The organism is Bifidobacterium sp. N4G05 (assembly GCF_002742445.1).
GTDB lineage: Bacteria > Actinomycetota > Actinomycetes > Actinomycetales > Bifidobacteriaceae > Bifidobacterium > Bifidobacterium hominis.
The window spans coordinates 318,041-343,467 of record NZ_NJNQ01000002.1; the positions used below are offsets into that span (position 1 = coordinate 318,041).

Below are 25,427 nucleotides of genomic sequence, written 5' to 3' on the forward strand. Positions count from 1 at the left end.
GCAGGAGTGTGTATGCGTACTGCCTTCACACATTTCTATACAAGAGGTATAAAGATGCATTTCAGACAACCTGTTCAGCATAGCCCTTCTGCTGGACGAGCGGCAATCGCGCACGTTCCGCAAAACAGGCGCGTCATGGGCACCCGCATTGTTATATTGAATACAGCTACTTTTGTACGGTTGGCATACCGTATTTACGCGACTCTAGATTTGTGGAAGGCGAAGCATGTCGGCGATTCTCGAAGGCACTCCGGATAAAAAACTGGCTTTGGTAACGGGTCGTGCATACCCTGATCAAGCCCATGAAACCGCGAAATACCTGGGAATCGACGTGCTTGAAACCACGGCCTACGATTTCGCTAACGGCGAGATGTACGTGCGCTACACCGAACCGGTGCGTGGTGCCGATGCGTTCGTGATGCAGGCGCACACCGAGCCGATCAACAAGTGGATCATGGAACAGCTCATCATGGTTGACGCCATGAAGCGTGCTTCCGCCCGCTCCATCACAGTGGTCGCACCGTTCCTTGGCTATTCTCGTCAGGATAAGAAGCATCAGGGCCGCGAACCCATCACCGCCCGCCTGATTTTCGACTTGTTCCGCGCAGCCGGCGCCGACCGTATTATGACGGTTGACCTGCATGCCGCCCAGGAGCAGGGTTTCTTTGATGGTCCGGTCGATCACCTCACCGCCACTCCGGTGCTGCTCGACTACGTGCGTAACAACATGCCGCTTGAGAACACCACCATCGTATCTCCGGATGCTGGCCGTATCAAGGTTTCCGAGCAATGGGCCGCAAAGCTCGGCAATCTGCCGCTCGCCTTCATCCACAAGACTCGTGACATCACTCGCCCGAACCATGCCGAGGCACATGGCATTATCGGCGAAGTCGAAGGCCGCGACTGCGTGGTGGTTGACGACATGATCGACACCGCGGGCACCATTTGCGAAGCTGTGCGCACGCTGAACAATGCCGGCGCGAAGTCCGTGACGTTGGTTGCCACCCATGGTCTGCTGTCCGGCCCGGCTGTGGAACGCCTGAGGAATTGCGGTGCCAAGGAGATCGTGCTCACCGACACCGTGCCAGTTCCGGAGGAGAAGCGTCTGCCGAACATGACCGTGCTGTCCGTAGCTCCGCTACTGGCTGCCGGCATCCGTTCCGTGTTCGAATCCGGCTCCGTTTCCACGCTGCTCAACGGCTTGCCCGAAGACATGCGTCCGCGCAACATTTACGCCTGATCCGCGCATACTTACCTAAGCAAAAACTCGCCCACCCCCGGTAGGCGAGTTTTTTCATAATCTATTTCTTTTTTAAGAAGAAACGCCAACATAGACGTCGTCACAGGTAGTGCCCGAGGTTTTGAAGGGTGATTTGTAACGAAATAGAGCCTCTTGTATCAAGAGAGAAAAGAGAGAAATCTAGCTATCGTCCGATACGTGCCTCGCTTTCAGAACATGCAATGGGAAGAAGAAACTTCGGTTAATTTCGCTATTTGACTATTTGGCGAATGCTTCACGGATTTGCGCGGCATTTCCGTAGGAGGCCTGCGCACCATAACCGGTGGCTGCGTATGCGGACACGTACGAGGCAAGCTCGGCCGCTTCGCTCAACGTCATGCCCGAGGCAAGACCGGCCAGCACAGTACCCATGAAGGAGTCGCCGCAGCCGGTGGTGTCCACCGCGTTGACGCGTACCGGGGAAATACGCTGAATCGGCGTTTCCGAGGTGGCGTCCAGCACCACGGAACCGTCGCCGCCGAGCGTCACGATCGCCTGTTCGAAACCGAATCCGCGCATCGCTTCCAACGCATGATCCCAGTCGAAACCGTCCCAATCATCGTTTTCCGGTTCGTCGATGCCCAGCAATTGCACCATCTCATGCTCGTTGACGAGCAGAATGTCGGATGCTTCCACCAGTTCGGCCGGCAGCGATGGGGTGAACGGCGAATCGTTGAGCAACACCTTCACGCCTGCTTCGTGGCACATGCGTGCGGCGGCCGTCACCGTTTCGATCGGGCTTTCCAAGCACAGGCCAAGCACGGAAGAACGTACCAGCGCCTCGCGCACGGATTCAACATAATCCACGGTGACCTGCGCGTTGGAACCCGGCGAGTACACGATAGTGTTTTCGCCGGCTGCGTCCACGGTGATCACGGTTGTGCCAGACGGTCCGAGCACGCGGCGAACATGCGTGGTGTTCACACCAGCTTCGCCCAGGGCACCCAGCAGGAAGTCGGCGTTGGAATCGGAGCCTACCGCACCGAACATCTGCACGGTTGCGCCGATGCGCGCTGCGGCGGCCGCCTGATTGCCGGATTTTCCGCCCGGCAGCAACTGCAGCGGGCCGCCGGTGATGGTCTCCCCCGGCCCTGGCAGACGCTGTGCGGTGACGGTGTAATCCGCGTTCATCGAGCCGATTACGGACACCGTGCCGTGGATGCGGTCCAATGCAGAGAGAACTTCAGTCGCGCTCATCTTTGACTTCCTTACATTAGTTAAATAAAAAGGAGATTTGCGGAATATTGTTTTTCAGTATTCGCAATTATCGCAAATCTCCATTGTTTATATCGAGGATGTTATGTGCGATTACTTAGCCGATTCCTCGGTTTCCAACGCATGGTTGCCTTCGTAGATCTTTTTCTTGAAGACGAAGAACACGATCAGACCAAGCAGTGCGGTACCGGCGGCGATCAGCAGCAGGTTGGAATAGTTGACGGCGTCACCGGTAGCACCGGTGATGGAACCGCCGGCGAGGGCGTTGGAGCCGAGCAGGCTGCCGATGATGGCAATGCCGATGGACGGAGACACGTTCATAGCCAGATCGTTCATGCCGACGCCACGACCAGATTCGTCCTTCTCAATGGTGCCGAGCACGGTGGAAACGACTGGAGAGTACATAAGGCCACAGCCCGCGTAGAACACGCATGCGCACAGGGTCAGCACCACAAAACCGGAGTTCACGCAGAATGCCGCGCCGGTCCATCCCAGGAACATGAGGGTGCCTGCGGTCACGATGCCGGCCTTGATGCCGATCTTGCGGATGATCATGCCGGAGCAGGTGCCCACCACAGCGGCGACCACGAAGGCCCACACGATGTGCAGGGAAACCTGGGTGGTGGTCATGCCGTAGATGTTGGTACCAATGGCATTGAAGATCGGGCTCAGTGCGTAGTTCACGAAGTAGAACACGAGGATCAGGCAGATGGCGCGCAGCCAACGGGTGTTCTTGAAGAACGCCGGGGTGATGAACGGGTTGGAGGCCTTGTTGATGTAGAAGGCGAATGCCACGAACAGCAGCAGGGAGACCACGAGCATCCACCATGCCATGTACGAGAAGAACAGGGTGAGGAATGCGGTGGCGAAGCCGAAGATCACGAAGCCGAATGCGTCGACCTTCTGGCCGTTGCCACTCTTGGACGGCAGGGTCTTGAGCAGGATCGGCAGGAACAGGATGGTGACGGCCGGGATCAGGAACAGGAACTGCCATGCGATGGAGCTGAGCATGCCGGCTGCGAACACGCCGATGGAAGCGGACAGCTGGTATGCGGCGGTGAACAGGCCGAAGAAGATGACCTTCAAATCGTTACGCAAGTACTTAGTGGCCACCACCAGGAAGGCTGAGCCCGCCACCTGTTCGCCTGCGGTCTGCAGCACACGGGCGATGATCACGGTCCACAGGTTTGCGGCGAAGAAGTAGTTTGCCACGAAACCGAAGAGGGAGCCGATGAACAGCGTGACGAGGCCGACGGTCACGAGCTTACGCAGGGAGACGAAGTCGCCCAGGGAACCGTAGATGAAGCACACGATGCCGAGCACGATGCTGGGGAATGCGGTGATCAGGGATGCCTGGTTCGGAGCGCCGACGTCGGCGCCGACTTGCTGGAACACGAGGTTGAAGCCCTGCAGGCACAGGGTGCCGAGCACGAAGGTGATCAGCAGCGGGATCAGGGAGCGGATGGCCATCTTGTTGCTGGTCACCGGATCGTCGAACGGATCAGCGAATGCGGCGCTGGTCACAGCGGTTGTTTTGTTAGACATTGTAAAAATCCTTGATTCTCTCGAATTGCGCGATACGCGATTTGTGATACGCGATTGTTTGGCTGGTTACGCTTATTCGGCTTTGGCCGCGAGGCCGGAGATGCGGGTCATGAATTCGTTCAGGAAGCGCGGCACGTCAACGCCGACGGCCACCTTCATGGTCTTGACAGGGTCGTTCAGGCGAGTTTCGTCGCCGATGGTGCGTCCACGGGTCGGACCTTCCACGTCGACCTTCATGTTGATGTCAAGGGTGGTGACGAGGGTCGGGTCCACCGCCACGCCGACGGCGAGCGGATCGTGCAGACCGCAGCCGCCCAGGTGCGGGGACGTAGTCTCGTAGGCCTTGATGTAGAAGTCGGTCATGTCGGCCAGGAACTTGCCGGCCTTGGTGCCGAGATCGCGCCACTGCTGAGTTTCCTTGTAGGTGAGCAGGGTCTGCAGGGTCACGTCGAGGCCGATCATAGTGGTCGGAGCGCCGGAACGGAACAGGTAGTCGGCGGCTTCCGGATCCTGCGAAATGTTGGCTTCCATGCAGGCGTTGCAGTTACCGGGCACGGTCAGTGCGCCACCCATGAGCACGATCTGGCCGATTTCGTCTTTGATTTCCGGAGCCTTCTTCAGTGCGGCTTCGATGTTGGTCATCGGGCCGGTCGGCACGTAGACGAGATCCTTGCCATAGGTCTTCACTGCGTCGATGATGAAGTCTACCGCGGATTCGGTTTCGACGGAGCGGTTGGAATTAGGGATTTCCACGTCGCCGATGCCGTTGTCGCCGTGGATGAACGCGGAGATTGGCAGTACTTCGAAATGGTCGGTGGTGCTGGAGTGCGGCAAACCCTGATACACCTTGACTTCCGGGTGGCCGAGCAGGTCGGTCACGGCCAGTGCGTTGCGCACACCCTGCTCGACGAGCACGTTGCCGTAGGTGCCGGTGATGCCGATCAGTTCAATCTCCGGGCTTCCCAGAGCATACGAAATGGCAAGTGCGTCATCAACGCCGGTATCAAGATCAAGAATCATCTTTTTCATGTGTGTGCCTTTCCTCTTTGACGGGCCTGACGACGGTCCGCCACTATACGGGTGTATCGTCAGTTATGTATCGAACACTTTCTCATTTATGTTGTGTGTTGACAAGATTTATGATAAAGCGTTTTATCAAGAACGCAAATTCGGCACTACCCTACGGCGTGTTGCTTTTATTTCCAACAATTTAACCGTATAAGAAACTCCGACGACACTTTAATCAAGATTTATCAGCGCCACCCGTCTCATCATGATCCGCAGGTATCTAAAAATCCTCAATCCTACGCGCAGGCGGCCTGCACCAGTTTCGGCGTAAGCACTTCAACCTGCGGATTAGAAAGCCACGGGCGAGCAGCCCTCGAATCCACGCCGGATTTGGTACGAATCGCAACATCAATCCGCTCACGTAACATACCCCAACAGGCGGCGGCCAAATCAGCCACACTCTGCTCAACGGTGGTCATACGCCAACCAAGCCCGAATCGCTTGAGAATATTGTCGTAACCAATCACCTGCATATCCTCAGTAACGCGCAACCCACGTTCCGCCATACGCTGACGGAAACCAAGCGCCATCACATCATTGCAGCAGAACACGGCCGTCGCACCGCCATCAATAATCTGATCCGCAGCATGATAGCCACTACCGAAACGGTAATCCCCCTCAACGCACAGCGACGAATCGAAACACTCCCCCGCCTGCTCGACGGCATCCACAAACCCACGACGACGCTCCGCAGCACTCGACTCCGCAGTATCGCCAGTCACAATGCCAATACGAGTATGACCACCCTCCAACAGATAACGGGCAGCCAAACGACCGCCAAGATAATTGTCAAAACCAACGGCATCGCACCAACCGCACTGCGTCAAACGATCAATCAACACCACAGGGCACGACACAAGCGCCACATCCTCACGCAACCGCTCAGCAGCATCGCCAGCGCAGGACTCGCGCGCCGGAATCAGCATCACACCGTCCACCCCACGAGCCGGAAGGCGCTGCAACAACTCATGCTCGGTAACACGCGAATCATCGGAATTGGCCACAATCAGCGAATACCCCTGCGCGGCGCACTCATCCTCCACACACTTGGCAAGCGCCGCGAAAAACAAGTTCTCAATATCAGGCACGATCAGCGCAACCAGCTGGGACTGCTTGGTCACCAAGCTTCGCGCGCTCTGATTCGGCACGTAATTCAGCTTCTTCGCCGCGTCGGCAATGGCCTTGCGCTTCTCCTCAGACACGCGAGCCGGTCGATTATTCAACACCAGCGAAACCGTCGTCACAGACACCCCCGCGGCAGCGGCCACATCCTTCAGTGTCGCACGATACGCCATCCAAACCCCCTTAAAACGTTTCTCCCTCCAGCATAAATGCCATGCGATCCTGACGCGCCCAGCATCGCAATCACAAACAAATTCCTTTCACAGCAAAATAATCCGCACTATTTCCAGCGGTAAATCGTTTTTCGGAAGTGTTTTTTGTATACTCACAACGTTTTATCTGAAATGAGAGCCACACAAGAAGAGAGGAACCACCATGCAGCCAACCATGCAGAAAAACAATGTGAAACAGCGCAAGACCATCGCCATCATCGCCATGATCGCAGTAGCTGCCATCGCGCTCGCAGCCGTCGCCATCATCGCAGTCTCCAACAAGCGCGAAATGACACAAGCCGCCAGCGACACCTGCACGTTGAATGCGAAGGCGCTCGCCACGCATCAGCAGAACTTTGAAGAAGCGCAACAAGAAGCTGAAGAAGCAGCGAAACTCACCGTAAATGACGTGGCGGACGGCACCACGCTCGAAACCCTGAAGGATGCGATCACACTGTCCAAAGCCGTGGAAAGCGCGCCAGCATGCCCCGCAAGCGGCAATGCCAGCGACTTCACCAAAGCGACGGACGACATTCGCAAATACGCCGACAACCTGCGCAACATCACCAACGAACTCGACGCGGCCGCCAAGTCGGTGGTCGCCAGCCAAGAACTCAGACTCGAGTCCGCCGAGTAAGTCAGGTAAGCCGCCCCGACGGTTAGCGCCGACGTCAGCGCCAAACCCTACGTTTAACGGGGCCAAAGTCATCCAAGTCTGCGACTTCGCCCCCATTACAAGCGCTTTCGCATCGTATCTGGCTTATATATGGCAGGTCATTCCGGAAAGACCGCAGTTAGAGCGTACAAAATTACCCCCTAACTAGCTTGTTTCAAAAACAGACTGCCATATATAAGCGAAACGCATCCGTACAAACCCCAAAATCTGCCATACATAAGCGAGATACCATCTGCCGACTTTCCTTTATTTTGCATTATGCGTGCATTTGACATAGAATACACATTAATTGCACGCAAGATTAGGGCAGGTGATTCAGATGGGCAATATTACCATTCGCATGAACGACGATCTGAAAGCTCGGGTCAACCAGACACTCGACGCCATAGGCATGAATTTCAACACTTACGTGACCATGGCGAGCATCCAGCTCGTGAACCAGCAGCGCCTGCCTTTCGACACTTCCGCGCGCGCCGCGGAACCAAACGAGCAGACCAAGCGCGCCATGCTCGAAGCCGAAGCCAAGGAACGCGGTATCCTCCCAGACGACGCGGCCACCTTCAACAGCGCGCAAGACGCCATCGCCTGGCTGCACAACAATCACGGCTGAACAGGCAAAGCGCCATGATTACCATTAAATTCGACCAACAATTTCAGACCGACTTCAAACGCATCTCACGACGGATACCTCAAATCGTAACGGAACTCGAATATGTAATCGAAGCTATTGAGGAGTACGGGCACGTTCCGGAATCATATAATCCTCACATGCTTGATCACCCACGAGGAATCTACTCGGGATATGCGGAATTCCATCTTGCCGAAGGGAAAATGGATGTGTTGGTGATCTACTCGGAGCGGCCGGAAGCGTCGACAATCCGATTCATTCGCATGGGATCCCACGACGAACTGTTTGACGGTCCGTTGCTTTAGATGAGACCATCGTAGGGCCCAACGAGATTCAGCCATCAATTTCCGCCCAATAAAACTTTTTCCCACCATATCGGGCTTATATATGGCAGATTCGACAGCCCGACTTGAGGTTTTTCGCTTATATATGGCAGGTCATTCCGGAAAGACCGCAGTTAGAGGGTACAAAATTACCCCCTAACTAGCTTGTTTCAAAAACAGACTGCCATACATAAGCGAGATATGCCCATGAATTACGCATCTATGCTGTGCAGGCGCGACCTCGCGTCGCTTAGAGGCTTGACAACACCTTCCATTTGACAAAAGTTGTCAGTTGCCACGCACCAGGAGACGCAATAGGGGCCGCACCTTCGAGGTGCGGCCGTTTTTCATCCTTCACCAAACCTGGATCTGCAACTAAGGCTAGCGAACAAAATGTACGCCAAACCACACATCCATTCCCCGGCGAGGTTGACTCGCCTGCAACGTGTCTCCTCGATCACCGCTTACCGAACTTCAATTGTCCGGCTCGCGCCACACGAACCGAATTCTTACTGGCCTTGGGCGCGGTAGCGGGCTTCGGTGGCGGCTTTGGCGGGCTCCCACCAGGCGCGGTTGTCCGTATACCAAACGATGGTCGCTTGCAAACCGGCTTCGAAATCGGTGTGCACGGGCCGCCAGCCGAGTTCGGTACGCAGCTTATTGGAATCGATCGCGTAACGTCGATCATGCCCAGGACGGTCACGTACCCAGTCGAATGCGTCCTCCGCACACCCCATAAGCCGCAGAATCATACGCATTACGGCAATGTTGCTCATTTCACCGTCCGCGCCAATCAGGTACGTTTCGCCGATTCGCCCGCGCGTCAGAATCTCCCACACCGCGGAAGAGTGGTCTTCCGTATGAATCCAGTCGCGCACGTTCTCACCAGTGCCATACAGTTTCGGCCGCACACCCTCCATGATGGATGTGACCTGCCGCGGAATGAACTTTTCCACATGCTGGTATGGCCCATAATTGTTGGAACAGTTGGAAATCGTGGCGCGTAGACCGTACGTGCGCACCCATGCGCGCACCAGCTGGTCGGACGCCGCTTTCGACGCACTGTACGGACTCGACGGCTTGTATGGCGTACTTTCGGTGAATTTGCGTGGATCGTCGAGCGCGAGGTCGCCGTACACTTCGTCGGTGCTGATATGGTGGAATCGCACGTCATACTTACGGGCGGCTTCAAGCAAATGGAACGTACCCTCCACATTTGTTGTAATGAAGGGTTCAGGATTGGCAATGGAATTGTCGTTGTGTGATTCGGCTGCGAAATGCACGATCGCGTCATGATCCGGTACGATACGTTCCAGTAATGCAACATCGCAAATGTCGCCTTGCACGAGTTCTACTTGTGACTGCGGGAGACCGGCGATATTTTGCGGATTTCCTGCATATGTCAGCTTGTCGAGCACGGTTATGTGCACGTCAGGATGGTTACGTACCACATAGCGCACGAAATTGGCTCCGATAAACCCACATCCGCCGGTCACGATGATGTTGCGCGGCTTGAAAATCTCACTACTCACAATTTCAGAGTACCGGCAGGGTTGCATCATGGAGCGCTCGTGGGCGATGTCTCGAATCACTAATTCACGTAACCCGCGCAAGCCGAAAAGTTCAATGGTTGCACGGCTTCCTCCGTGGCGGATGCGATATCTATGACAGATTCAGCAGGTTTTTCGCACTCCAAACCTTGATTTGGTGTATGAACGGCACCTCAGTTACCCTTGATTTGGTGTATGAGAGCGCCTTTCGCAACCCTTGATTTGGTGTAAAGACCGCATAATCATTGGCTTTTCAAGCAGAGACCCATTGAACTCAAACGAGCACCCTAAAATTTAGGTCCTGGCAGAAGAGAACTTCTGGATTACATGGCAAGATTCGGGCTCTAGGCCAAGTATGAGTCAGGTCCCGCTTCTGCCTCCAGTGAAGCCGACTCGCTTGCAGCGTGACATCTTCAAAAGCGACGCTTACCGAATCTCAGTTGTCAGACTGCGTCACATCGCCATGGCGAACTGTCATAAGCGTTCCCGTCCGACGCACTTCACAAATTCGTCTTCCTGAGGCTTGGAACCCTTATAGTCGGCAAACAACACTTCAAAATCCGGAACAGCAATGGTCTTCATACGAGCACAAGTTGGAACGGCATGTTCAGCAGCAATATGTCCAGAAGTCGGAATAGTGCGTTCATGGTCTGTCATGGCAACCACGTTACATCTCACGTCAACGGTCTAACTGCGCCAAGCCACGCACCGAATCCGCCGCCCGCCTTCTCGTCGCCCCATACAAGCCACGCTTTCGGCGCATTATCAGCTGGTGGCATCCAACACTTGCGCGCGCATATAGTCGTCCACCTTGAACACCAAATCCGTCTGTCGACTGTCGCTCGCAGCAAATTGAGTAAAAAGATCCACATATCGAGCCTCTCCCCCAGTCTGCAAATCAACCAATTCCTGCGCTACGACCCTTCAGATTTCGCATACATTTTGTTGCCCTTTCCCACTTACGTTGTAGGCAGATACCCCACGTAGCACAGTTAACCTTCCAGCTACCTTTAAGACATCCGCTAGGCACCCGTTCGTCCACAGCTGAACACTAGAATATATCCGGTTTAATTGTACAGAGCCCCTAATTATAAGGGGCTATCTTGTTGAAGGATGCGACGATGCCTATTTTCTCGCCTGACCGTCACGCTTGCGCACCTTCATACATAAAACTTACTAAGCAGCCGATTGCGGGTGGAACATATCGCCCTCTTGCGGACAACGAAGACAGCAACGCCTGTGCTCCATCCACCCTTTCAGGTCACCACAGTTCAAAGCTGTATACGCAGAAGTCGGCAATTCACGCCACCTCCGACAACACAAGCGTTTTCATTCCCAACGTCGACGCGCTCCATCTGCCAGAAACGGCTGATAACAAGTCCGGCAACGGAGCATTTGGCGAAGCAGGGAACGACAATATCCATTTCACCCCCCTATCTGCCGAAATTCAACTCGCGCAAACTGACGAACATCCTCTGATGCAGGCCTTTGAAGTCTGCAAGCAAGCAGCCCGCACCACAACAAACGCGCTTTCCACCGCAGGGCACGCAGTCGTAAAAGCCGCCAAAACTACCGGCCACGCCATCCATGTCGCCGCCACAGCAGTAAAGACCGCATGGCACACCTTCACCAACTTCAAAGCCGTTCAACTCATCATCAAATTCTTTAGAAAAGCATATGGCCCGTGGAAGAAGCGCATGAGGTTCTCCTATGCGTTCTACGCCATCGTGTTCACCCTATTGACTTCTGCCGAGGTCATCTTCCTTCAGTGGGGAATGTATAGCGAACCCGAATATGCAGAAGATTCAGAGGTTGATTATACGACTCAGATTTTGCAAAGCGTTGCTGGGCAAACCACTAGATTCGTCAGCCAGATTTGGCTTGAACAAAAGTATCAATTTCTCCTTAATTTCATTGGCATAGGGCTTATTTACCTTGCATTAGTTTTTGTATTAAATCGCTTTTGGATAGCGACCGTTATTTTCGGTGCCGCTATGACTGCCTACGGCGTAGCGAACAGCATCAAGATGGGACTTCGTAACGAACCTATTCTCCCTTCAGATCTTAGCTTTGTATCAAATGGCAATGGCGGGAGCCTCCTTTCTTTCATACCGAAAGACCAGCAAGCTCTCGTTAATGGAGCAATCACCGTATTAATCTGGTTCTCTTGTGCCTGTCTTCTTCTTTTCGTTCTTGATGGAAGACGCCGCTTTATTCACTGCTCTTGGAAACACCCCTCTTCGAATGCCAAAAATATAATTGGGACATCATCTCGCGCACTTGCTGCAATTCTCAGCATCGTTCTTCTGGTTTCCTACACATGGAATCTCAATATTCCTGGAGCTTGGTCCTATACTCTGGCAACCAACTTAGGATACAAGCCTGTCCCGTGGAACACCTATGAAGATGCCAAATCAAACGGCCCAGCCACTACATTTCAAAGTCTCGTAAGAGTTAAGGCAATGGATAAGCCGAGCGAGTACAGTAAAAAAACTATGGAAAAGATAGCCGCTCGCTATACTAAAGAAGCAAATAAAATTAATACATCACGGGCAAACATCCTCACGGATAGCACTGTGATTCTCATTTTATCCGAGTCTTTTTCTGATCCCCTGCGTGTTCCTGGCATCTCCTTTGATATCGATCCGATGCCTAACATTCGAGCTTTGAAAGATGTCACCACCTCAGGACTTATGCTATCGCCAGGCTATGGTGGCGGCACAGCTAACATCGAGTACCAGTCTCTAACTGGAATGAATCTCGCTAATTTTAACGATCAGCTTATTTCTCCTTATCAACAACTTGTACCCAGTCAAAAAAACGTATACACCTTCAATCAAATTTGGAATGATGCATGCCAGGCGCAATGCTCATACGCTTTTCATCCCTATTTGAAGAATTTTTATCTTCGAGATTCGAATTATAAAAAATTCGGTTTCAAATACTTCCGTACAATCGACAGCAAACCGGCGTTGAAATATCAGGATCACATTGACGCTGGCTATGTCAGCGACGCATCGGCATATCAAAATGTGATCGACCAGCTTAATCAATCTGACGGAGAATCCCAGTTTATTCAGTTGGTAACCATGCAAAACCATTTGCCATACGGGGACTACTACACCAACAATGAATTTAAAGAGGCAGATACTTCAACAGGTCTCGATGAAAACGAAGAAGTTCAGATTGATACCTATGCAAAAGGCATCAGTTATACCGATCAGGCCACGGCCACATTCCTCGATCAACTAAATATGATAGAACAGCCAATTACTGTCATTTTCTACGGAGACCATCTTCCTGGCATCTACGCATCAGCAGCAAAGTACAAAGAAAATCAACTCACTTTACACGAAAGCGATTATTTCATATGGTCTAACTCTTCTTCTTCGAGCGCTGGTTCAAAGCTATCGCCCGAAGAAAGCGATTACTCGTCTTCGAACTTCTTTATGGCTAGCGCCGCAGAACACATGGATGCGAAAGTTACGCCTTTCCTAGCTCTGCTTACAGAAGTACATCAATCTGTACCGGCAGCCGGCAGATTCGCCTCGACCGATGCCGATTGGGGTACTGGGTCAGCTAGCTATCTGGATTCTTCTGGACAGTTAATAAAAAAGAAGCATCTATCATCAGAAGCAAAACAGCTACTGGAGGATTATCGTCTGATCCAGTATGACCAGACCGCAGGAAAAGGATATCTCAGCGAAAACTGGTTTAATCGAGTGCCATAAAAAGGAAACGGCAATCAGGATGCTCTGGAGGGAGGAAAAACAAGAACGTATACTGGTGTTATGTCTGCACTAGAAGAAAACCAAGAATGGGAAGCAGTTAATAGAATTGTTTTCCCTACTACAGACGCGGAAAGCACGCTTCCTCTCTACGTTGTCAATTGGACACCGTCGCACCCAGATCCAGCTCTATTTGATGCCCGAGAATCTCTGGAAAAAGTCACCTTCTCAAGTTTAAGTAAACGACAGCTCTCGGGGACTCTCAGGAATGGGATCTTTTCAGCACAAGAAGCAAGTAAAACAGAGCTTCCCGCGGGATCAGTTTTAATTAAGTCTCGAACTTCAATTGAGTTGGCAGCAGGTCAGCACGTCTCATTGTGCACTTTCTTCAACGCATTTCCGGCAAGTTACTGGCAACGCTGGACCAAAGTTACCAACGTACGTTTTATTGCGAAAGTTGGCGGCGTCGGACGTATCGTCGTCATGAAATCATCAGCCCGAGGAATCCCCTCTCCTGTTACCACAATTCCTGTGACACAAGAAGATGAATTCGTTGAAGCCGACATTAGCTTATCTGGCTTCATGGATGGCGGATTCATTTGGACTGATATGGAATCCGCTTCGAATGACTCTTTGACCGTTACCGACGCCCAATGGCAGGTCCCCACCCAAGAAAGGCGCGCCCCTCACAACTCGTCTCTTTCAATTGCGATCACCACATTCAATAGACCGTCATACTGTTTGAATCAACTTCAAACCATTGCCGCCGAAAAAAACTTACGAGATCATTTAGATACAATTTATTGCGTCGATCAAGGAACAGATCGAGTACAAGATCAACCCGATTTTCAGCAAACGAGAGAACTCCTAGGGCAACAGCTAACATATATCCTGCAAGACAATTTAGGCGGATCTGGCGGTTTCTCACGAGGGATGTATGAAACAGTCAAGGCCCAGAAAAGTGCATACGTTTTACTTCTTGATGATGACGCAATCACCGAACCTGAAGCCATATTAAGAGCCCTTCAGTTTTCCGATTACGCTACCAGACCAGTTCTCGTTGGTGGTGGAATGCTGCATCTGGACAATAGAACTGTACTGTACTCTTCCGGCGAGCGCTTTGACGCAAGCTCTGCAATGCCAGCACCAGCCACCGGCACACATTACAATCATGATTTTGCTGTAAACCCGCTAAGGGATACTCCTGAACTGCATAAGAGGATCAATCCTGACTTCAACGGCTGGTGGCTATGCCTCATCCCCACGGAGGTCTTGAAGAAAATTGGTCTTTCCATGCCGGTTTTCATTAAATATGACGATGTGGAATTCGGCTTGCGTGCCAAAGAAAACAACATTCCGACTATATGTCTTCCCGGTGTCGCCGTGTGGCACCAAGCATGGCATGATAAGGATATTTCCAGAACTTGGGAGGAGTATTTCGCTCAAAGGAATCGTTGGCTCTGCACTCTTATGCATTTCCCCGTACCAAGCAAAAAGTTTGCTTTCCGAATGCTTTATGAAGATGCTCATCTAGGAACAAAGCTTCTTTATTCTGCCATGAAGTTAAACCATATGGCACTCCGCGATTTGACCGAGGGGCCGGAATACATCGTCAGATGCCTCCCGCAGAAACTAGCAGAAGTTCGTAAAGCAAGAGAAGGTTTCACAGATAGTCTTGTTCTGCATAATCTCGACGATTTTCCAGCGGCACTTGCAGACTATGAACCGACATTCATTCCGTCGGATCCCAAAACCGTCACGAAGATAGGGCTCAAATCCGTTATTTCTGCATTCTTTTCTCAATCGAGCGGAATAAAAGACACTCACCCTCAAGTGTCCATCATGTCCAAGGATGTAATCTGGCCGGCTTTTAACAAAGTATCGTCGGCACTTGTAACTACTGCTGACGGAAACGGAGCGACCTGGTTCAAGCGAGACAGCAAGTTGTACCGCAAGGAGCTTTTCCGCTGCGTACATCTAGCGGCCAATATCTTGAAGCAGTGGAACAAGCTTTCTCGCCTTTATCGAGAGAGCGATTTCTGCAGCATAAATACTTGGCAACGAATTTTCAATCAATCAAGTAAATAAAAGCAGTGAGTGGCGGTACATCAGAGTCGGTTCTCGACGTGTACCGCCACTCGCTGTTTTTACTTTGCAGCTACTTGTGGATAATCAACTCTCGGATTGAACTTCCACGCTTCAATCATCTTTTTGTACATCTTTTTTCTCAACGGCTTTGCAACATTTCCATGTCGCATACCGTTCCAGACCAGCGCGCAAAAACGCAAATACTGATAAAAACCTTCATGATGCAAGTGATAGGAAGCCTCATTACGAACTCCGTAAGAGAACTTCCAAGCGTTTTTCTCATCAATCATGGAGAAGTTAACTCCCCGGTTAACACCCATATCATGGAGAACGACACTGTCAAGTACCTGCACGCCAGGGCAAGACTTCGTTATACGAAGCGTGTACTCAGCATCATCGAACCAAATGAAGTATTCCTTATACGGCAAGCCAAAAGCTTCCATCACCCAACGTGGGATTAAGACAGAAACGAAGGAGCATCGGGAAACCATGACAATGTCAAGTCCTTTAGCTTTCAACCTTCCCCAATCCCATGTCGGAATCGGATTATTCATTTCCGAGATAGTTCCGTCAATAAACTTCACCATGGAACAGGCAAAAGGTACGTCAGGCCCCAGCTCCGCTACTGCGCTATCGTACCCGAGCACCAACTTATCTAGAGCATCAGGTTCCGGATAACCGTCATCATCAAAAATCCAAGCGTAATCAGCGCCCAGCTCATAGGAGCGACGCATGCCAGCAGAAAAGCCTCCTGCACCACCCTCATTTTTCTCAAGCGTGACAATATCCAACTGCATGGAATCTGACAAGGCGAATCGCTGAGCATACTCCTGCAAATATTCCGCAGTTCCATCCGTTGCAGCATTGTTAACAATGACCAACATCTGCGGAAGTCTCGTCTGCGATTCAAGCGAAGCCAAAACTTTTTTCAACTTCTCAAGACGGTTATATGTTACGACAACGGCCGCTACTTTTCTCACGTCTGTTGACATCAGTCGTGCCACTCCTTCAACATCTTCTTGAAATATGCCTCAGCAGATTCAAGCTCAGAGAACTTCTGAAGACGAGTAAGTTCACTCTCCCAAAGCTTCCTGCGATCTTCTTCATTATTCAAAATATGAGACAGTGCGGATTTTGCGTCATGTACAAAGTTTGAAGTCATACGACGGCACAAACCCCTTGGAGGAATTAATGTTCCTTGAGAACCAACATTAGCTGAGAGAACGGGCACTCCAGCACTAATGGCTTCAATACTCGTCAAGGTGATGCCTTCGTTAATTGACGAGATGAGTAACGCATCCGCATCCCGATATGTCTGAGCGACAGGAGCATCCAACGCTCGGCGCTCTATGACTTCTTCCAACCCATATCGTTTGATCATCATGTCGGAAAAAGCATCCATATCTCCATTTCCTTGCATGATGAAACGAACTTTTCCAGGATAAGCCGCATTCACAGCTTTAGCCGCAAGAATGAACGCCTCAGGTCGTTTCTGACGAACCATGCGACCAATGTAAGCCACAGTAAAAGGCTTCGTCTTATCTCGCTCTTTAAAACTTGGAGTCTTAGCATCAGCAGTCAGGCCAACCAAAGGAGCATCTACGACTTTCTCTGGAGCAATCTGATGATCGTTGATTAACCAATGTTCGAGTTGGGGGGAAATGACATGGTGCAGGTCAATCCACTCATCATGAGCTACGGATTCCTTAGGGAACCCACCGTGGAAGTAATACTCCACAATATGCAATGAATCGACGATTCTAGTCTGAGGGAAATGCGTCTTAACCCACCACGCGTTGTCATACATCCACTGGCAGTGGTGAATCAAAATACCAGCAATATCAAACTGTTCAAACAAAGCACGCAATACTGGAGAATCCCCCGGACGCTCTTGTACCGGCATGGTCATAGGCAATAGGATAGCGTCATCAAACGCTGGATTAGCAATCCATGGCTGATGCCCATCACGATCAGTAATGACAATCGGGATAAATCCCGCAGCACGGACAAGTTTCACTGTTTCCAACGCCCAACGTTCAGCTCCTCCAGCCTGGAACCAATGCATAGCAACAATCACAGCTCGCGGGCTCCCCTTAGGGGCCTTCCCCGGCGTAATTTCAACCCATGGATGTTGGACTTCACCAGCGTTGTTGACGTTGTCCGCACTTCTAGCCATGATCTGCGGAATCGGCTTTTTCCCGATATTTTCACGTAGCGCCCTCTTCATGTCGCGAAATACATCGAATGCGGCAGGAACGGATGCCTCTAGTGCGTTATAGAGCTTGACAGCTTTACTGTCAATCGGGTGATTCAGCTCGACATCTTTATCTGTTGCCTCATCCGGCGTCAACAAGATATGACGGACATTATGATCAAGAATCTGGTCATCACCTGCAAAATAGTGGGGAGAGAAATCAGTTTGATTTCTGCTGACAGAAGTAGCCTTAAAAACCATAAACGGAACAAGCCCCATTTGTTCGGTAATGTCCCCACTAAGAGTAGAGGTATCCGTTAAACGCGGATACTGCCATTTTTCGCCCATATACAGCTTATATGTCAGAGTTCTCCCCGGTTGGATCAGTGAATTATAATCCACCGCACCATAAACCAGCCTTTGCATACGCTTGCTAAGATTTTCTATCTGCGCAGCGTCCTTCTCATCAACCTGGAAAAAATGTCGCATAAGTAACAGCGTAACCCACTTTCATCTCCACTGATGCCATCTTTTTTATTCTCACACATAATGTCCGGTTACTATAACTACATCAAAAAAGCCGCGTGCCTCAGATTCCAAAGGATAACGTCCGCCCCAGAATGTGCATGGAATCGAACTTCAGTCAAACGTGCATCTTTCGTTAAAAATACTCGAGAAAGATTTCAAGGCACAGAACGGGAAACACTCCTTACCTTCCCGCAACGCATCCTCTTACAATAGAAGAACTTTATCTTGAGCATATAATCTTGTTTAAAGATGCTATCAGCTATGTTTTATCCTTTGAGGAAGCCACAGGAATGACTCGTAGTATTGAAAATATAGATGAGTCACATTCTACCGGCCTCTACCCCATCGGCGATTGAGTTCCAACGCAAAATATGAGATACCGAGATTTCTCTATGATGGCGCATCCCGCATGGAATACCTATCTTACCCGTTACTACGGAAACTATTTTAGAATTCCAAAAAAATAATAACTCCCATGAGCACGTTGCCAACGATTATTTGAACTCTGAAGCAGTATAGAACTCCATGCATCGCTATCTCGACAAATAAAAATAGGGACGTTATCGAACATACATTCGATCACGTCCCTATCAGCTCATCTAATTTGTTTGATCTGCAACGCATTATCATTCAGTAATGCATAATCACGAGTATGCTCATCACGAACCGCAAAGATACAGCAGTTGTCATCATTCGTGAACGCAACCATGTCGGTAAGGTTTGGATTCTCTGCATTCTGGGTGCGTAGCGACACAACAAGCTTGAATTCCCCATTGTTAAATAGTTTCAACGGCACTTCAAACTTCACCTTGCAATGACCATGCTGGTTCAGCTTAATCACATTGGCTCCAGTATCGTAAGTGACTCCGCCACGCTTTATGTCGTGCATAGCAATTGCAAGATAATACGAGTTTGGCTCGTCATACTGGTATTCCACTTCAAACTGGAACGTATCATCGCATGTCAGAATCTGCTTACTAAGCGCATTAATCCGCAACATTGGGACTCTGGCGTTCAAACCTGTTGGATATTCATCCGCTTTGTCATTATCCGTGTCACGTTTATCAGCACGCATATTTTCCAAGGTATAGCGGTTAGCAACATCATCTTTATTCCCGTTAACAATGACTTCGCCATCTTTAATAAGAACCGCCTTATTGCAGTACTTTTTCACTGCGCCCATATCATGCGTCACTAAAATAACGGTCTTTGTCGGATCTTTTTTCACCTTCGCGAAATAGTTATCACACTTACGCTGGAATGCTTCATCACCGACAGCAAGAACCTCATCCAGAACCAGAATGTCGCCCTTAGCTTGGATAGCAACAGAAAACGCTAAACGAACTTGCATACCAGATGAATAGTTCTTTAGCTTCTGATCCATGAACTCTTCAAGCTCAGCAAACTCGACGATGTCGTCGTACATGTCCTCGATTTCTTCACGGGTAAAACCAAGCAAAGCTCCGTTGAGGAAAACATTCTCTCGACCGGTCAACTCAGGATTAAAGCCGACCCCAAGCTCGATGAAAGGAACGAGCTTACCTTTTACCTCAATCCTTCCGGAATCTGGAACATATATGCCGGAAATCAGTTTCAACAACGTTGACTTGCCACTGCCGTTACGGCCTACAATTCCAAAGAAGTCACCTTGGTGGACTTCAAAATTGATGTCTCGAAGCACATGCTGTTCTTTGTAGCCTTTGATGCCTTTAGTCCAATTAATGAAGGCCTGCTTCAAACCGCTCGCTTGCTCTGTTGGAAGTTTGAAGTATTTGCCAACATGCTCAACTGAAAGGACAACCGGACGATCCACTTCCTTGATGGAAGCAGATTGAGACTGTGTATTAAGCATCACATGACCTCCGCGAATTTACGATTATGCTTCCGGAACACATGCACGCCCAGCGCAAGCAACAGGAACGCGAGAATAACAGGAATGATCGCAATCAAAGGATTCCCTACGAGTGTCCACACGGTAGGTTGCGTTTCTGGGGCAATCAGATTGTGCCGAATATCTTGAATCGTCTGCGCAATCGGATTGAGGAGCTGTATTTTCGCAATAATCAAGCCCCATTTGCCCAAAGAATCGTTATCCATCACCATGGAAAGCGGATAAATAACCGGAATCGAATAGAACAGTACCTGCTGCAGAACTTCCCATAGGTGAGCGATATCACGGAAATAGACGTACATCGTTGCCATCAGTAGAGCTGCGCCCAGTGCCAACACATACAATTCAATGAAATTTAAGGGCAGCAGCAAAACTCTCCAAGTGAACTGGATCTTGGAGAAGATAGCAAAAATCACAACCACTAAAAGATTGATACCCAAACTGATCAATGCACCAATAGTGGCAGAGACAACCACGATATAGTTCGGGAAATGTATCTTCCGAAGCAAGTCACCACGATCCACAACCGCTCTCAAACCAGTCGCTGTGGCTTCTCCGAAAAACTGCCACGTACTAATTCCAAGTAGCAGAACAACTGGATACGTCGGTGTTCCGTCCGACATGCGTAAGAACTTCGCAAACACTACGTACATCACGCAAAAAAGCATCAATGGACGCAGAACGGACCATGCAACTCCAAGAAACGACCCCTGATAGCGGAGCTTAAAATCCGTCTTGACAAGCTCTTTCAACACTACCAGCGAATAGTGGTAGCGCTCTTGAATCCTCTTCACAAATGTATTCACGACTGACAAGTCTATCGACTTACGACCCCAAGATAATGCCCCTACCGTTTTCTTCGCAAAATCCTCAGCACACAACCAACCATCCGCTTGTCTTGCTACGATAAATACACCACACAAGACACAGGACCTGATAAAAAGTGAACACATCATCCAATAAGAGAAATGTATCAATTGAGCTTCTTCGGATAATCGCCATGCTGCTGATTGTCGCATGTCATTTCATCATTCATTTCAACTGGAATACACATCATTATGATTTAATGCTCATCCAGGAACCAGGATGGACGAACGCTCTCAAGTTCTTGATTGTGCAATATGGACAAGTTGGCGTATCTATCTTCTTTATAATCTCTGGCTATTTCCTGGTAGATAAGACTTTTAAAAGAAGACGCATTTTCAAAACATGGTTTCAGATGTTTTGTTACTCAAGCGGGTTTTTTATAACACTTTTAATCATTGGGGTATTCTATAAATACCCGACAGTCATACAACCGCTAATGCAAGGGAGCGAGCTATTCCGAACTATAGCCGCTAGCTTTTTCCCATTCTTCTATGGGAGCTACTGGTTCATCAGCGCATACATACTCATGCTTCTATGTGCGCCGTTCATCAATTCCTTATGTCAATCACTTTCCAAGCGCGCTAATCTAAGTCTGCTCATTCTTTTTTCTTTTTTAAGCATCCAGATCCTCATCTTTGGACGAGTTTCCAACTGGAACAATTTGACATATGCCATTTTCGGTTATCTGATTGGCGCTTTTATCAAAAAGAACAATACAGAGATTTCGAAACGAATGCGCACAGCCCCCATGCTTGCAGGCATCGTCTTCATGACACTGTTAATGCTGCTATTTAATTATTTCGCATCGTCATCATCACCCATTAGCAGTGCACTCGGCTGGACAAACCAAATTCACAACGGAATAGCACTATTCCCAATAGCGATAGGAGCATTCGTCTTCATCATCATCTCACGCATTAATTTCGACAAAATCCCAGAACTTATCAGTAAAACGATAGTAGGAATTTCTTCCACGACGTTTGGAATCTATCTTCTTCATGAGAACATCTTCGGATTCAGGATCTTGTGGGAATATGTGTCTAAATTTTGCTATGCGCCCGACAGTTTGCTACTCAGAATTGTCTCAGCATTCTTCATCGTCATCATCGCGTTCTCAGTTCTGAGCTGCATTGCAAAAATAATAGATACTCTATTCGTTCATCCCCTCACGGACAAGATACTCTCATACTTTATGAAATGATTTTTAGGAGAGGTGGTTGCTCACCTCTCCTAAAAATCTCTCCTAAAAATCAGCTTAGAAAACTGAACCAAGATTCAATCACACGATATAGAGCATCATTGGAGCCGCTTAAATATCCATATCTCCCATCTGATAGGAGATTCAGATAGCTCAAGAATACACCCACTAACGTCAGTAGGACAAATACGTTGAGGCAGAGATTCGAAATCCTTTCGCTCGAATACTTCTTTACGTAAAGAGTCACTGTGGATATCGCACCAATTATCAACAACCAGCCGAATTCACTGTAATATCTTGTCGAGATACCGACAATCTCAGTATCAACCACCAAAAGAACAGCAGCAAAGCCAACGAAAAAGAGGTTAATTCCCCAAATACCACTTGCTTTAGCCTCTTTTCTTACTGTGCAAAGCAAAAATGCAAACAAGGCTGCCGGAACAAAGGCAAAAAAACCACCAAAGTTAGGTTCCATGATGGTTTGCCCCATGAAGCCAGACGGCACATCTAACTGTTTCATAAATGGATAATTTGGGCTTATGTTAATTGGCTGAAAAAGATACATCCACAATCCCCATGGAATCCTCGACAAGGCATAGGATCGATGAACCATATCAAAACCAGTTAGATTATACGTAGCGCCAAAATCAAAGAAAGAATCAAACCGGACATAATTATACGCCATAGTTACCCCACCCACAAGAAGAAAAGGCACTATAACGGCAAGCGTGTTCCAAATACCTCTCACAGAGAAGAAAAACCTCTCTCTGATTTCAGACCAGAATATCGGAAAAGCGACGAAGACCACCAGAACAAATTGAGGTCTACATCCAAGATTTAATGCTATACAAATCGCACCAATCAAAAGATGTAGCTTAGACAGCTCACCAGTATCTTTTCTTGCATTAATCCATAAGCCAAGTCCTGTTAAAGTTAAAACCAAAGAAAAAAGGATTGGTAAAGAATAGATCATCGGATAAAACGCTTGTGTCAGGACACCGCTTCCAGTCACGAGCAAGAGCAAGGACACTAGGAATAGCCCGAAGGATGGCTTGATGTATTTTTTCATGAATGAGTACAAAAAGAATACCGCCGCAAGCACAAAAAATACTGTCATCAAAGCGACAGCATAATCAGTCCTCAAATCATGTCCAGTTATGAGTTTAAAGGGGACGAAGAGCGACAATGCAGGCAATGCTCCAAAATAGCAATAATATTTTCCATTATAAAAAGCATAATCCCAGTACGTAGGCTCGCCGGTTTTGAAAGATAATTGCGCTCTCGCAGATGCATCATAAGGATTTGTCATCTTCTGCATCCATTCCGGAACAGGGAGATCCAAATAAGTATGGCCATTTATGATGGCATTAGCTAAGTAATTATACTGATTCTCATCGCCTATAAAAGCTCCGCCGTTTAATTCACGAGTTGAATCAAAATACTGAGCGGGATGAATAAGCTGTGTCACAGCAAGTAAAACCATGATTTGTATGAAGACAAAGATGGATAAAAGAATTTTCTGCCGCCGTACTTTCAAATCTAGATTCCACTGATACATGTCACGAGATGTCCAAAAGCAGAACACCAAATAGGAGACAAGCAGCATTATGAGGAACCTCAAAAAAGAGAACGAAAAAGGTCTCTGAGCATTTATGGAAACAGAGTCAATAACAATCTTGTCGCCTTCTTGCATATTCAGCTTTAGTCTAAGACCCGTAACTTTTCCCGCAGGATGAATCCGGATATAATGCGATTCAGTTAAGTTCTCGGAAACATGTGCCGTGCCAAGAGATATATACTCGTTAGTATTACCTTCGTCAAGCACATATGGACTCAAACTATACGTCCCGCCAACTACGGCATCGGAATCACTAGCGACCAGATCAATATCCAAATTGTCTATCTCTGTAGGCCCATCTACAGCATACTCAATGTACGGAGTGTCGGAACCAGTAACCCTATACTCATTTCCCTCTCTTACAATATTGTTCAGAGAGGATACCGAAATCTGCTGCTGCTCAGGAAATGTCAGAGCCTCCCAAAAAGCGAAATTGAAGAGAAAAGTTTCAAGGAGAAAAACCACCGCTAACGGAATAAAAAACTTTAATCTGACTTGCCTTTTACAATCCACACTTACTCCTTATTAAACTCATTCACCAGACACAAACCAACGAATTCGAACGCAAAGATCTTGTTCTTCACAGAACGCCCCTGTCGTATCCGCGCAATTTATCATCCTAGCTTATATCACGCCTCACGCCATTCTCTCATAACCTTTGCCAAGAAGACAGCAATCATAATTGAATCCGCAGGACGCCTCGCTCCGACCACAGCAAAGGCTATAGTGTTCTACATGCTCGAGAAGAATACAAGCCCCTCCGTTGCCGTACTGCTGCCTTGCTATAACGAGGAAGTCACCATCGGCAAGGTAGTGCGTGATTTCAAGACAGCATTGCCGAGCGCCGACATTTACGTGTATGACAACAACTCCACCGACCGCACGGCGGAAATCGCGGCCCGCGAGGGCGCAATCGTCCGCAAGGAACCACGCCAGGGCAAAGGCAACGTGATTCGCGCCATGTTCGAAGACATCGACGCCGACGTGTACGTCATGTCGGATGGCGATGACACCTATCCGGCAGACGCGGCGCCCGTCATGGTGGATAAGGTGCTCGAAGGCTACGACATGGTAATCGGCGACCGCTTGAGCTCCACCTACTTCCAAGAGAACAAGCGCCCGTTCCACAACTTCGGTAACCGTCTGGTGCGCGGTTCGATCAACGGCCTGTTCCACGCCAACGTCACCGACATCATGACCGGCTACCGTGCCTTCTCGTTCACCTTCGTCAAAACCTACCCCGTGTTGTCGCGCGGCTTCGAGGTTGAGACCGAGATGACCATCCACTCGCTGAACAACAACCTGCGCCTCTACGAGATGCCGATCCAATACCGCGATCGCCCAGAAGGCTCCGTCAGCAAACTCAACACCGTGGGCGACGGCATCAAGGTGATGAGCACCATCTTCCGCATGATTCGCGAATACAAGCCGCTGCCGTTTTTCGGCGGACTTGGCGCCATCCTCGGCATCATCGGCATCGTGCTATGCGGCAGCGTGACCGTGGACTTCTGGCATACCGGCATGGTAGCGCGATTCCCCACGCTTATCGGCGCGGTCATGCTCGTCATTGCCGGACTGCTATTGTTCATCACCGGCATCATCCTCGATGTCATGGCCAAGAACGACCGCAAAGCATTCATCATTGACGCCAATCAATTCGCCATGATGCGGCACCAGAAATAGCACAGATTCCAAAT

The 25,427-nt window shown here is 49.5% G+C and carries 19 protein-coding genes; 8 read left to right on the forward strand and 11 right to left on the reverse strand.

Going from position 1 to position 25,427, the window contains the following annotated elements; genetic code table 11:
- Positions 1-226 precede the first annotated feature (226 nt).
- Entirely contained in the window at positions 227-1,240 is a 1,014-nt protein-coding gene (locus CE153_RS03105) for a ribose-phosphate diphosphokinase (protein ID WP_099571975.1), read from the forward strand.
- Positions 1,241-1,498: 258 nt separating this feature from the next.
- Here the strand turns inward: CE153_RS03105 and CE153_RS03110 are convergent, their stop codons facing one another.
- From CE153_RS03110 to CE153_RS03125, 4 genes are all read right to left on the reverse strand, one after another.
- Positions 1,499-2,476: a ribokinase gene (locus CE153_RS03110; protein WP_099595075.1), complete on the reverse strand. Its 978-nt coding sequence runs from the start codon at positions 2,474-2,476 to the stop codon at positions 1,499-1,501.
- A gap of 111 nt (positions 2,477-2,587) precedes the next feature.
- Positions 2,588-4,039: an MFS transporter gene (locus CE153_RS03115; protein WP_099595076.1), complete on the reverse strand. Its 1,452-nt coding sequence runs from the start codon at positions 4,037-4,039 to the stop codon at positions 2,588-2,590.
- A 72-nt stretch (positions 4,040-4,111) separates the two neighbouring features.
- The gene (locus tag CE153_RS03120) at positions 4,112-5,068 is read right to left on the reverse strand and encodes a nucleoside hydrolase (protein WP_099595077.1); all 957 of its coding nucleotides are present in this window, start codon (positions 5,066-5,068) and stop codon (positions 4,112-4,114) included.
- A 275-nt stretch (positions 5,069-5,343) separates the two neighbouring features.
- Positions 5,344-6,402: a LacI family DNA-binding transcriptional regulator gene (locus CE153_RS03125; RefSeq protein ID WP_099595078.1), complete on the reverse strand. Its 1,059-nt coding sequence runs from the start codon at positions 6,400-6,402 to the stop codon at positions 5,344-5,346.
- Between the two features lie 202 nt (positions 6,403-6,604).
- Here CE153_RS03125 and CE153_RS03130 point away from each other — a divergent pair, with 202 nt between their 5' ends.
- The 3 genes from CE153_RS03130 to CE153_RS03140 all read left to right on the forward strand — a co-directional run bounded on the left by CE153_RS03130 (position 6,605) and on the right by CE153_RS03140 (position 8,050).
- Positions 6,605-7,078 carry a hypothetical protein gene (locus tag CE153_RS03130; RefSeq protein WP_099595079.1) on the forward strand — a complete coding sequence of 158 codons (474 nt, stop codon included), beginning with the start codon at positions 6,605-6,607 and terminating at the stop codon, positions 7,076-7,078.
- 358 nt (positions 7,079-7,436) lie between these two features.
- Positions 7,437-7,727 (forward strand): type II toxin-antitoxin system RelB/DinJ family antitoxin, encoded by a 291-nt coding sequence (locus tag CE153_RS03135; protein WP_034879801.1) that lies wholly within the window; start codon positions 7,437-7,439, stop codon positions 7,725-7,727.
- A 14-nt stretch (positions 7,728-7,741) separates the two neighbouring features.
- Positions 7,742-8,050 (forward strand): type II toxin-antitoxin system RelE/ParE family toxin, encoded by a 309-nt coding sequence (locus CE153_RS03140; protein ID WP_226669216.1) that lies wholly within the window; start codon positions 7,742-7,744, stop codon positions 8,048-8,050.
- 527 nt (positions 8,051-8,577) lie between these two features.
- On the opposite strand, the gene rfbB is transcribed toward CE153_RS03140, so the two are convergent.
- Positions 8,578-9,627, reverse strand: coding sequence for a dTDP-glucose 4,6-dehydratase (rfbB, locus tag CE153_RS03145; RefSeq protein ID WP_180753384.1), 1,050 nt, complete (start codon positions 9,625-9,627; stop codon positions 8,578-8,580).
- A 465-nt stretch (positions 9,628-10,092) separates the two neighbouring features.
- A complete protein-coding gene (locus CE153_RS03150; protein WP_099595080.1) occupies positions 10,093-10,275 on the reverse strand; it encodes a hypothetical protein in 183 nt (60 codons plus the stop codon).
- Between the two features lie 446 nt (positions 10,276-10,721).
- Between CE153_RS03150 and CE153_RS03155 the strand changes: the two genes are divergently transcribed.
- Together CE153_RS03155 and CE153_RS03160 are read left to right on the forward strand one after the other, a co-directional pair.
- On the forward strand, positions 10,722-13,349 hold the full coding sequence (locus tag CE153_RS03155; protein WP_236824440.1) for an LTA synthase family protein: 2,628 nt from the start codon (positions 10,722-10,724) through the stop codon (positions 13,347-13,349).
- A gap of 60 nt (positions 13,350-13,409) precedes the next feature.
- Positions 13,410-15,434 (forward strand): glycosyltransferase, encoded by a 2,025-nt coding sequence (locus CE153_RS03160; protein ID WP_099595082.1) that lies wholly within the window; start codon positions 13,410-13,412, stop codon positions 15,432-15,434.
- A gap of 59 nt (positions 15,435-15,493) precedes the next feature.
- On the opposite strand, the gene CE153_RS03165 is transcribed toward CE153_RS03160, so the two are convergent.
- The 4 genes from CE153_RS03165 to CE153_RS03180 all read right to left on the reverse strand — a co-directional run bounded on the left by CE153_RS03165 (position 15,494) and on the right by CE153_RS03180 (position 20,853).
- Positions 15,494-16,426, reverse strand: a complete 933-nt coding sequence (locus CE153_RS03165; RefSeq protein ID WP_085381170.1) for a glycosyltransferase family 2 protein — start codon at positions 16,424-16,426, stop codon at positions 15,494-15,496.
- The gene (locus CE153_RS03170; protein ID WP_099595083.1) at positions 16,426-18,117 is read right to left on the reverse strand and encodes a glycosyltransferase; all 1,692 of its coding nucleotides are present in this window, start codon (positions 18,115-18,117) and stop codon (positions 16,426-16,428) included. Before CE153_RS03170 ends, CE153_RS03165 begins: the two co-directional genes overlap by 1 nt.
- Before the next feature lie 634 nt (positions 18,118-18,751).
- Positions 18,752-20,008, reverse strand: coding sequence for an ABC transporter ATP-binding protein (locus CE153_RS03175; protein ID WP_099595084.1), 1,257 nt, complete (start codon positions 20,006-20,008; stop codon positions 18,752-18,754).
- On the reverse strand, positions 20,008-20,853 hold the full coding sequence (locus CE153_RS03180; RefSeq protein WP_099595106.1) for an ABC transporter permease: 846 nt from the start codon (positions 20,851-20,853) through the stop codon (positions 20,008-20,010). The genes CE153_RS03175 and CE153_RS03180 overlap by 1 nt, the downstream gene beginning before the upstream one ends.
- A 194-nt stretch (positions 20,854-21,047) precedes the next feature.
- On the opposite strand from CE153_RS03180, the gene CE153_RS03185 reads away from it, so the two are divergent.
- Positions 21,048-22,115, forward strand: a complete 1,068-nt coding sequence (locus tag CE153_RS03185; RefSeq protein ID WP_099595085.1) for an acyltransferase family protein — start codon at positions 21,048-21,050, stop codon at positions 22,113-22,115.
- Positions 22,116-22,164: 49 nt separating this feature from the next.
- Here the strand turns inward: CE153_RS03185 and CE153_RS03190 are convergent, their stop codons facing one another.
- On the reverse strand, positions 22,165-24,243 hold the full coding sequence (locus CE153_RS03190) for a hypothetical protein (RefSeq protein WP_099595086.1): 2,079 nt from the start codon (positions 24,241-24,243) through the stop codon (positions 22,165-22,167).
- A 222-nt stretch (positions 24,244-24,465) separates the two neighbouring features.
- Here CE153_RS03190 and CE153_RS03195 point away from each other — a divergent pair, with 222 nt between their 5' ends.
- The gene (locus CE153_RS03195; RefSeq protein ID WP_099595087.1) at positions 24,466-25,413 is read left to right on the forward strand and encodes a glycosyltransferase family 2 protein; all 948 of its coding nucleotides are present in this window, start codon (positions 24,466-24,468) and stop codon (positions 25,411-25,413) included.
- Positions 25,414-25,427: the final 14 nt, after the last annotated feature.

Bases quoted from the DNA above. Each gene is read 5' to 3' on its own strand.
- CE153_RS03105 (WP_099571975.1), top strand. From the start codon at position 227: ATGTCGGCGATTCTCGAAGGCACTCCGGATAAAAAACTGGCTTTGGTA.
- CE153_RS03110 (WP_099595075.1), bottom strand. From the start codon at position 2,476: ATGAGCGCGACTGAAGTTCTCTCTGCATTGGACCGCATCCACGGCACG.
- CE153_RS03115 (WP_099595076.1), bottom strand. From the start codon at position 4,039: ATGTCTAACAAAACAACCGCTGTGACCAGCGCCGCATTCGCTGATCCG.
- CE153_RS03120 (WP_099595077.1), bottom strand. From the start codon at position 5,068: ATGAAAAAGATGATTCTTGATCTTGATACCGGCGTTGATGACGCACTT.
- CE153_RS03125 (WP_099595078.1), bottom strand. From the start codon at position 6,402: ATGGCGTATCGTGCGACACTGAAGGATGTGGCCGCTGCCGCGGGGGTG.
- CE153_RS03130 (WP_099595079.1), top strand. From the start codon at position 6,605: ATGCAGCCAACCATGCAGAAAAACAATGTGAAACAGCGCAAGACCATC.
- CE153_RS03135 (WP_034879801.1), top strand. From the start codon at position 7,437: ATGGGCAATATTACCATTCGCATGAACGACGATCTGAAAGCTCGGGTC.
- CE153_RS03140 (WP_226669216.1), top strand. From the start codon at position 7,742: ATGATTACCATTAAATTCGACCAACAATTTCAGACCGACTTCAAACGC.
- rfbB (WP_180753384.1), bottom strand. From the start codon at position 9,627: ATGCAACCCTGCCGGTACTCTGAAATTGTGAGTAGTGAGATTTTCAAG.
- CE153_RS03150 (WP_099595080.1), bottom strand. From the start codon at position 10,275: ATGACAGACCATGAACGCACTATTCCGACTTCTGGACATATTGCTGCT.
- CE153_RS03160 (WP_099595082.1), top strand. From the start codon at position 13,410: ATGTCTGCACTAGAAGAAAACCAAGAATGGGAAGCAGTTAATAGAATT.
- CE153_RS03165 (WP_085381170.1), bottom strand. From the start codon at position 16,426: ATGTCAACAGACGTGAGAAAAGTAGCGGCCGTTGTCGTAACATATAAC.
- CE153_RS03170 (WP_099595083.1), bottom strand. From the start codon at position 18,117: ATGCGACATTTTTTCCAGGTTGATGAGAAGGACGCTGCGCAGATAGAA.
- CE153_RS03175 (WP_099595084.1), bottom strand. From the start codon at position 20,008: ATGCTTAATACACAGTCTCAATCTGCTTCCATCAAGGAAGTGGATCGT.
- CE153_RS03185 (WP_099595085.1), top strand. From the start codon at position 21,048: ATGCTGCTGATTGTCGCATGTCATTTCATCATTCATTTCAACTGGAAT.
- CE153_RS03195 (WP_099595087.1), top strand. From the start codon at position 24,466: ATGCTCGAGAAGAATACAAGCCCCTCCGTTGCCGTACTGCTGCCTTGC.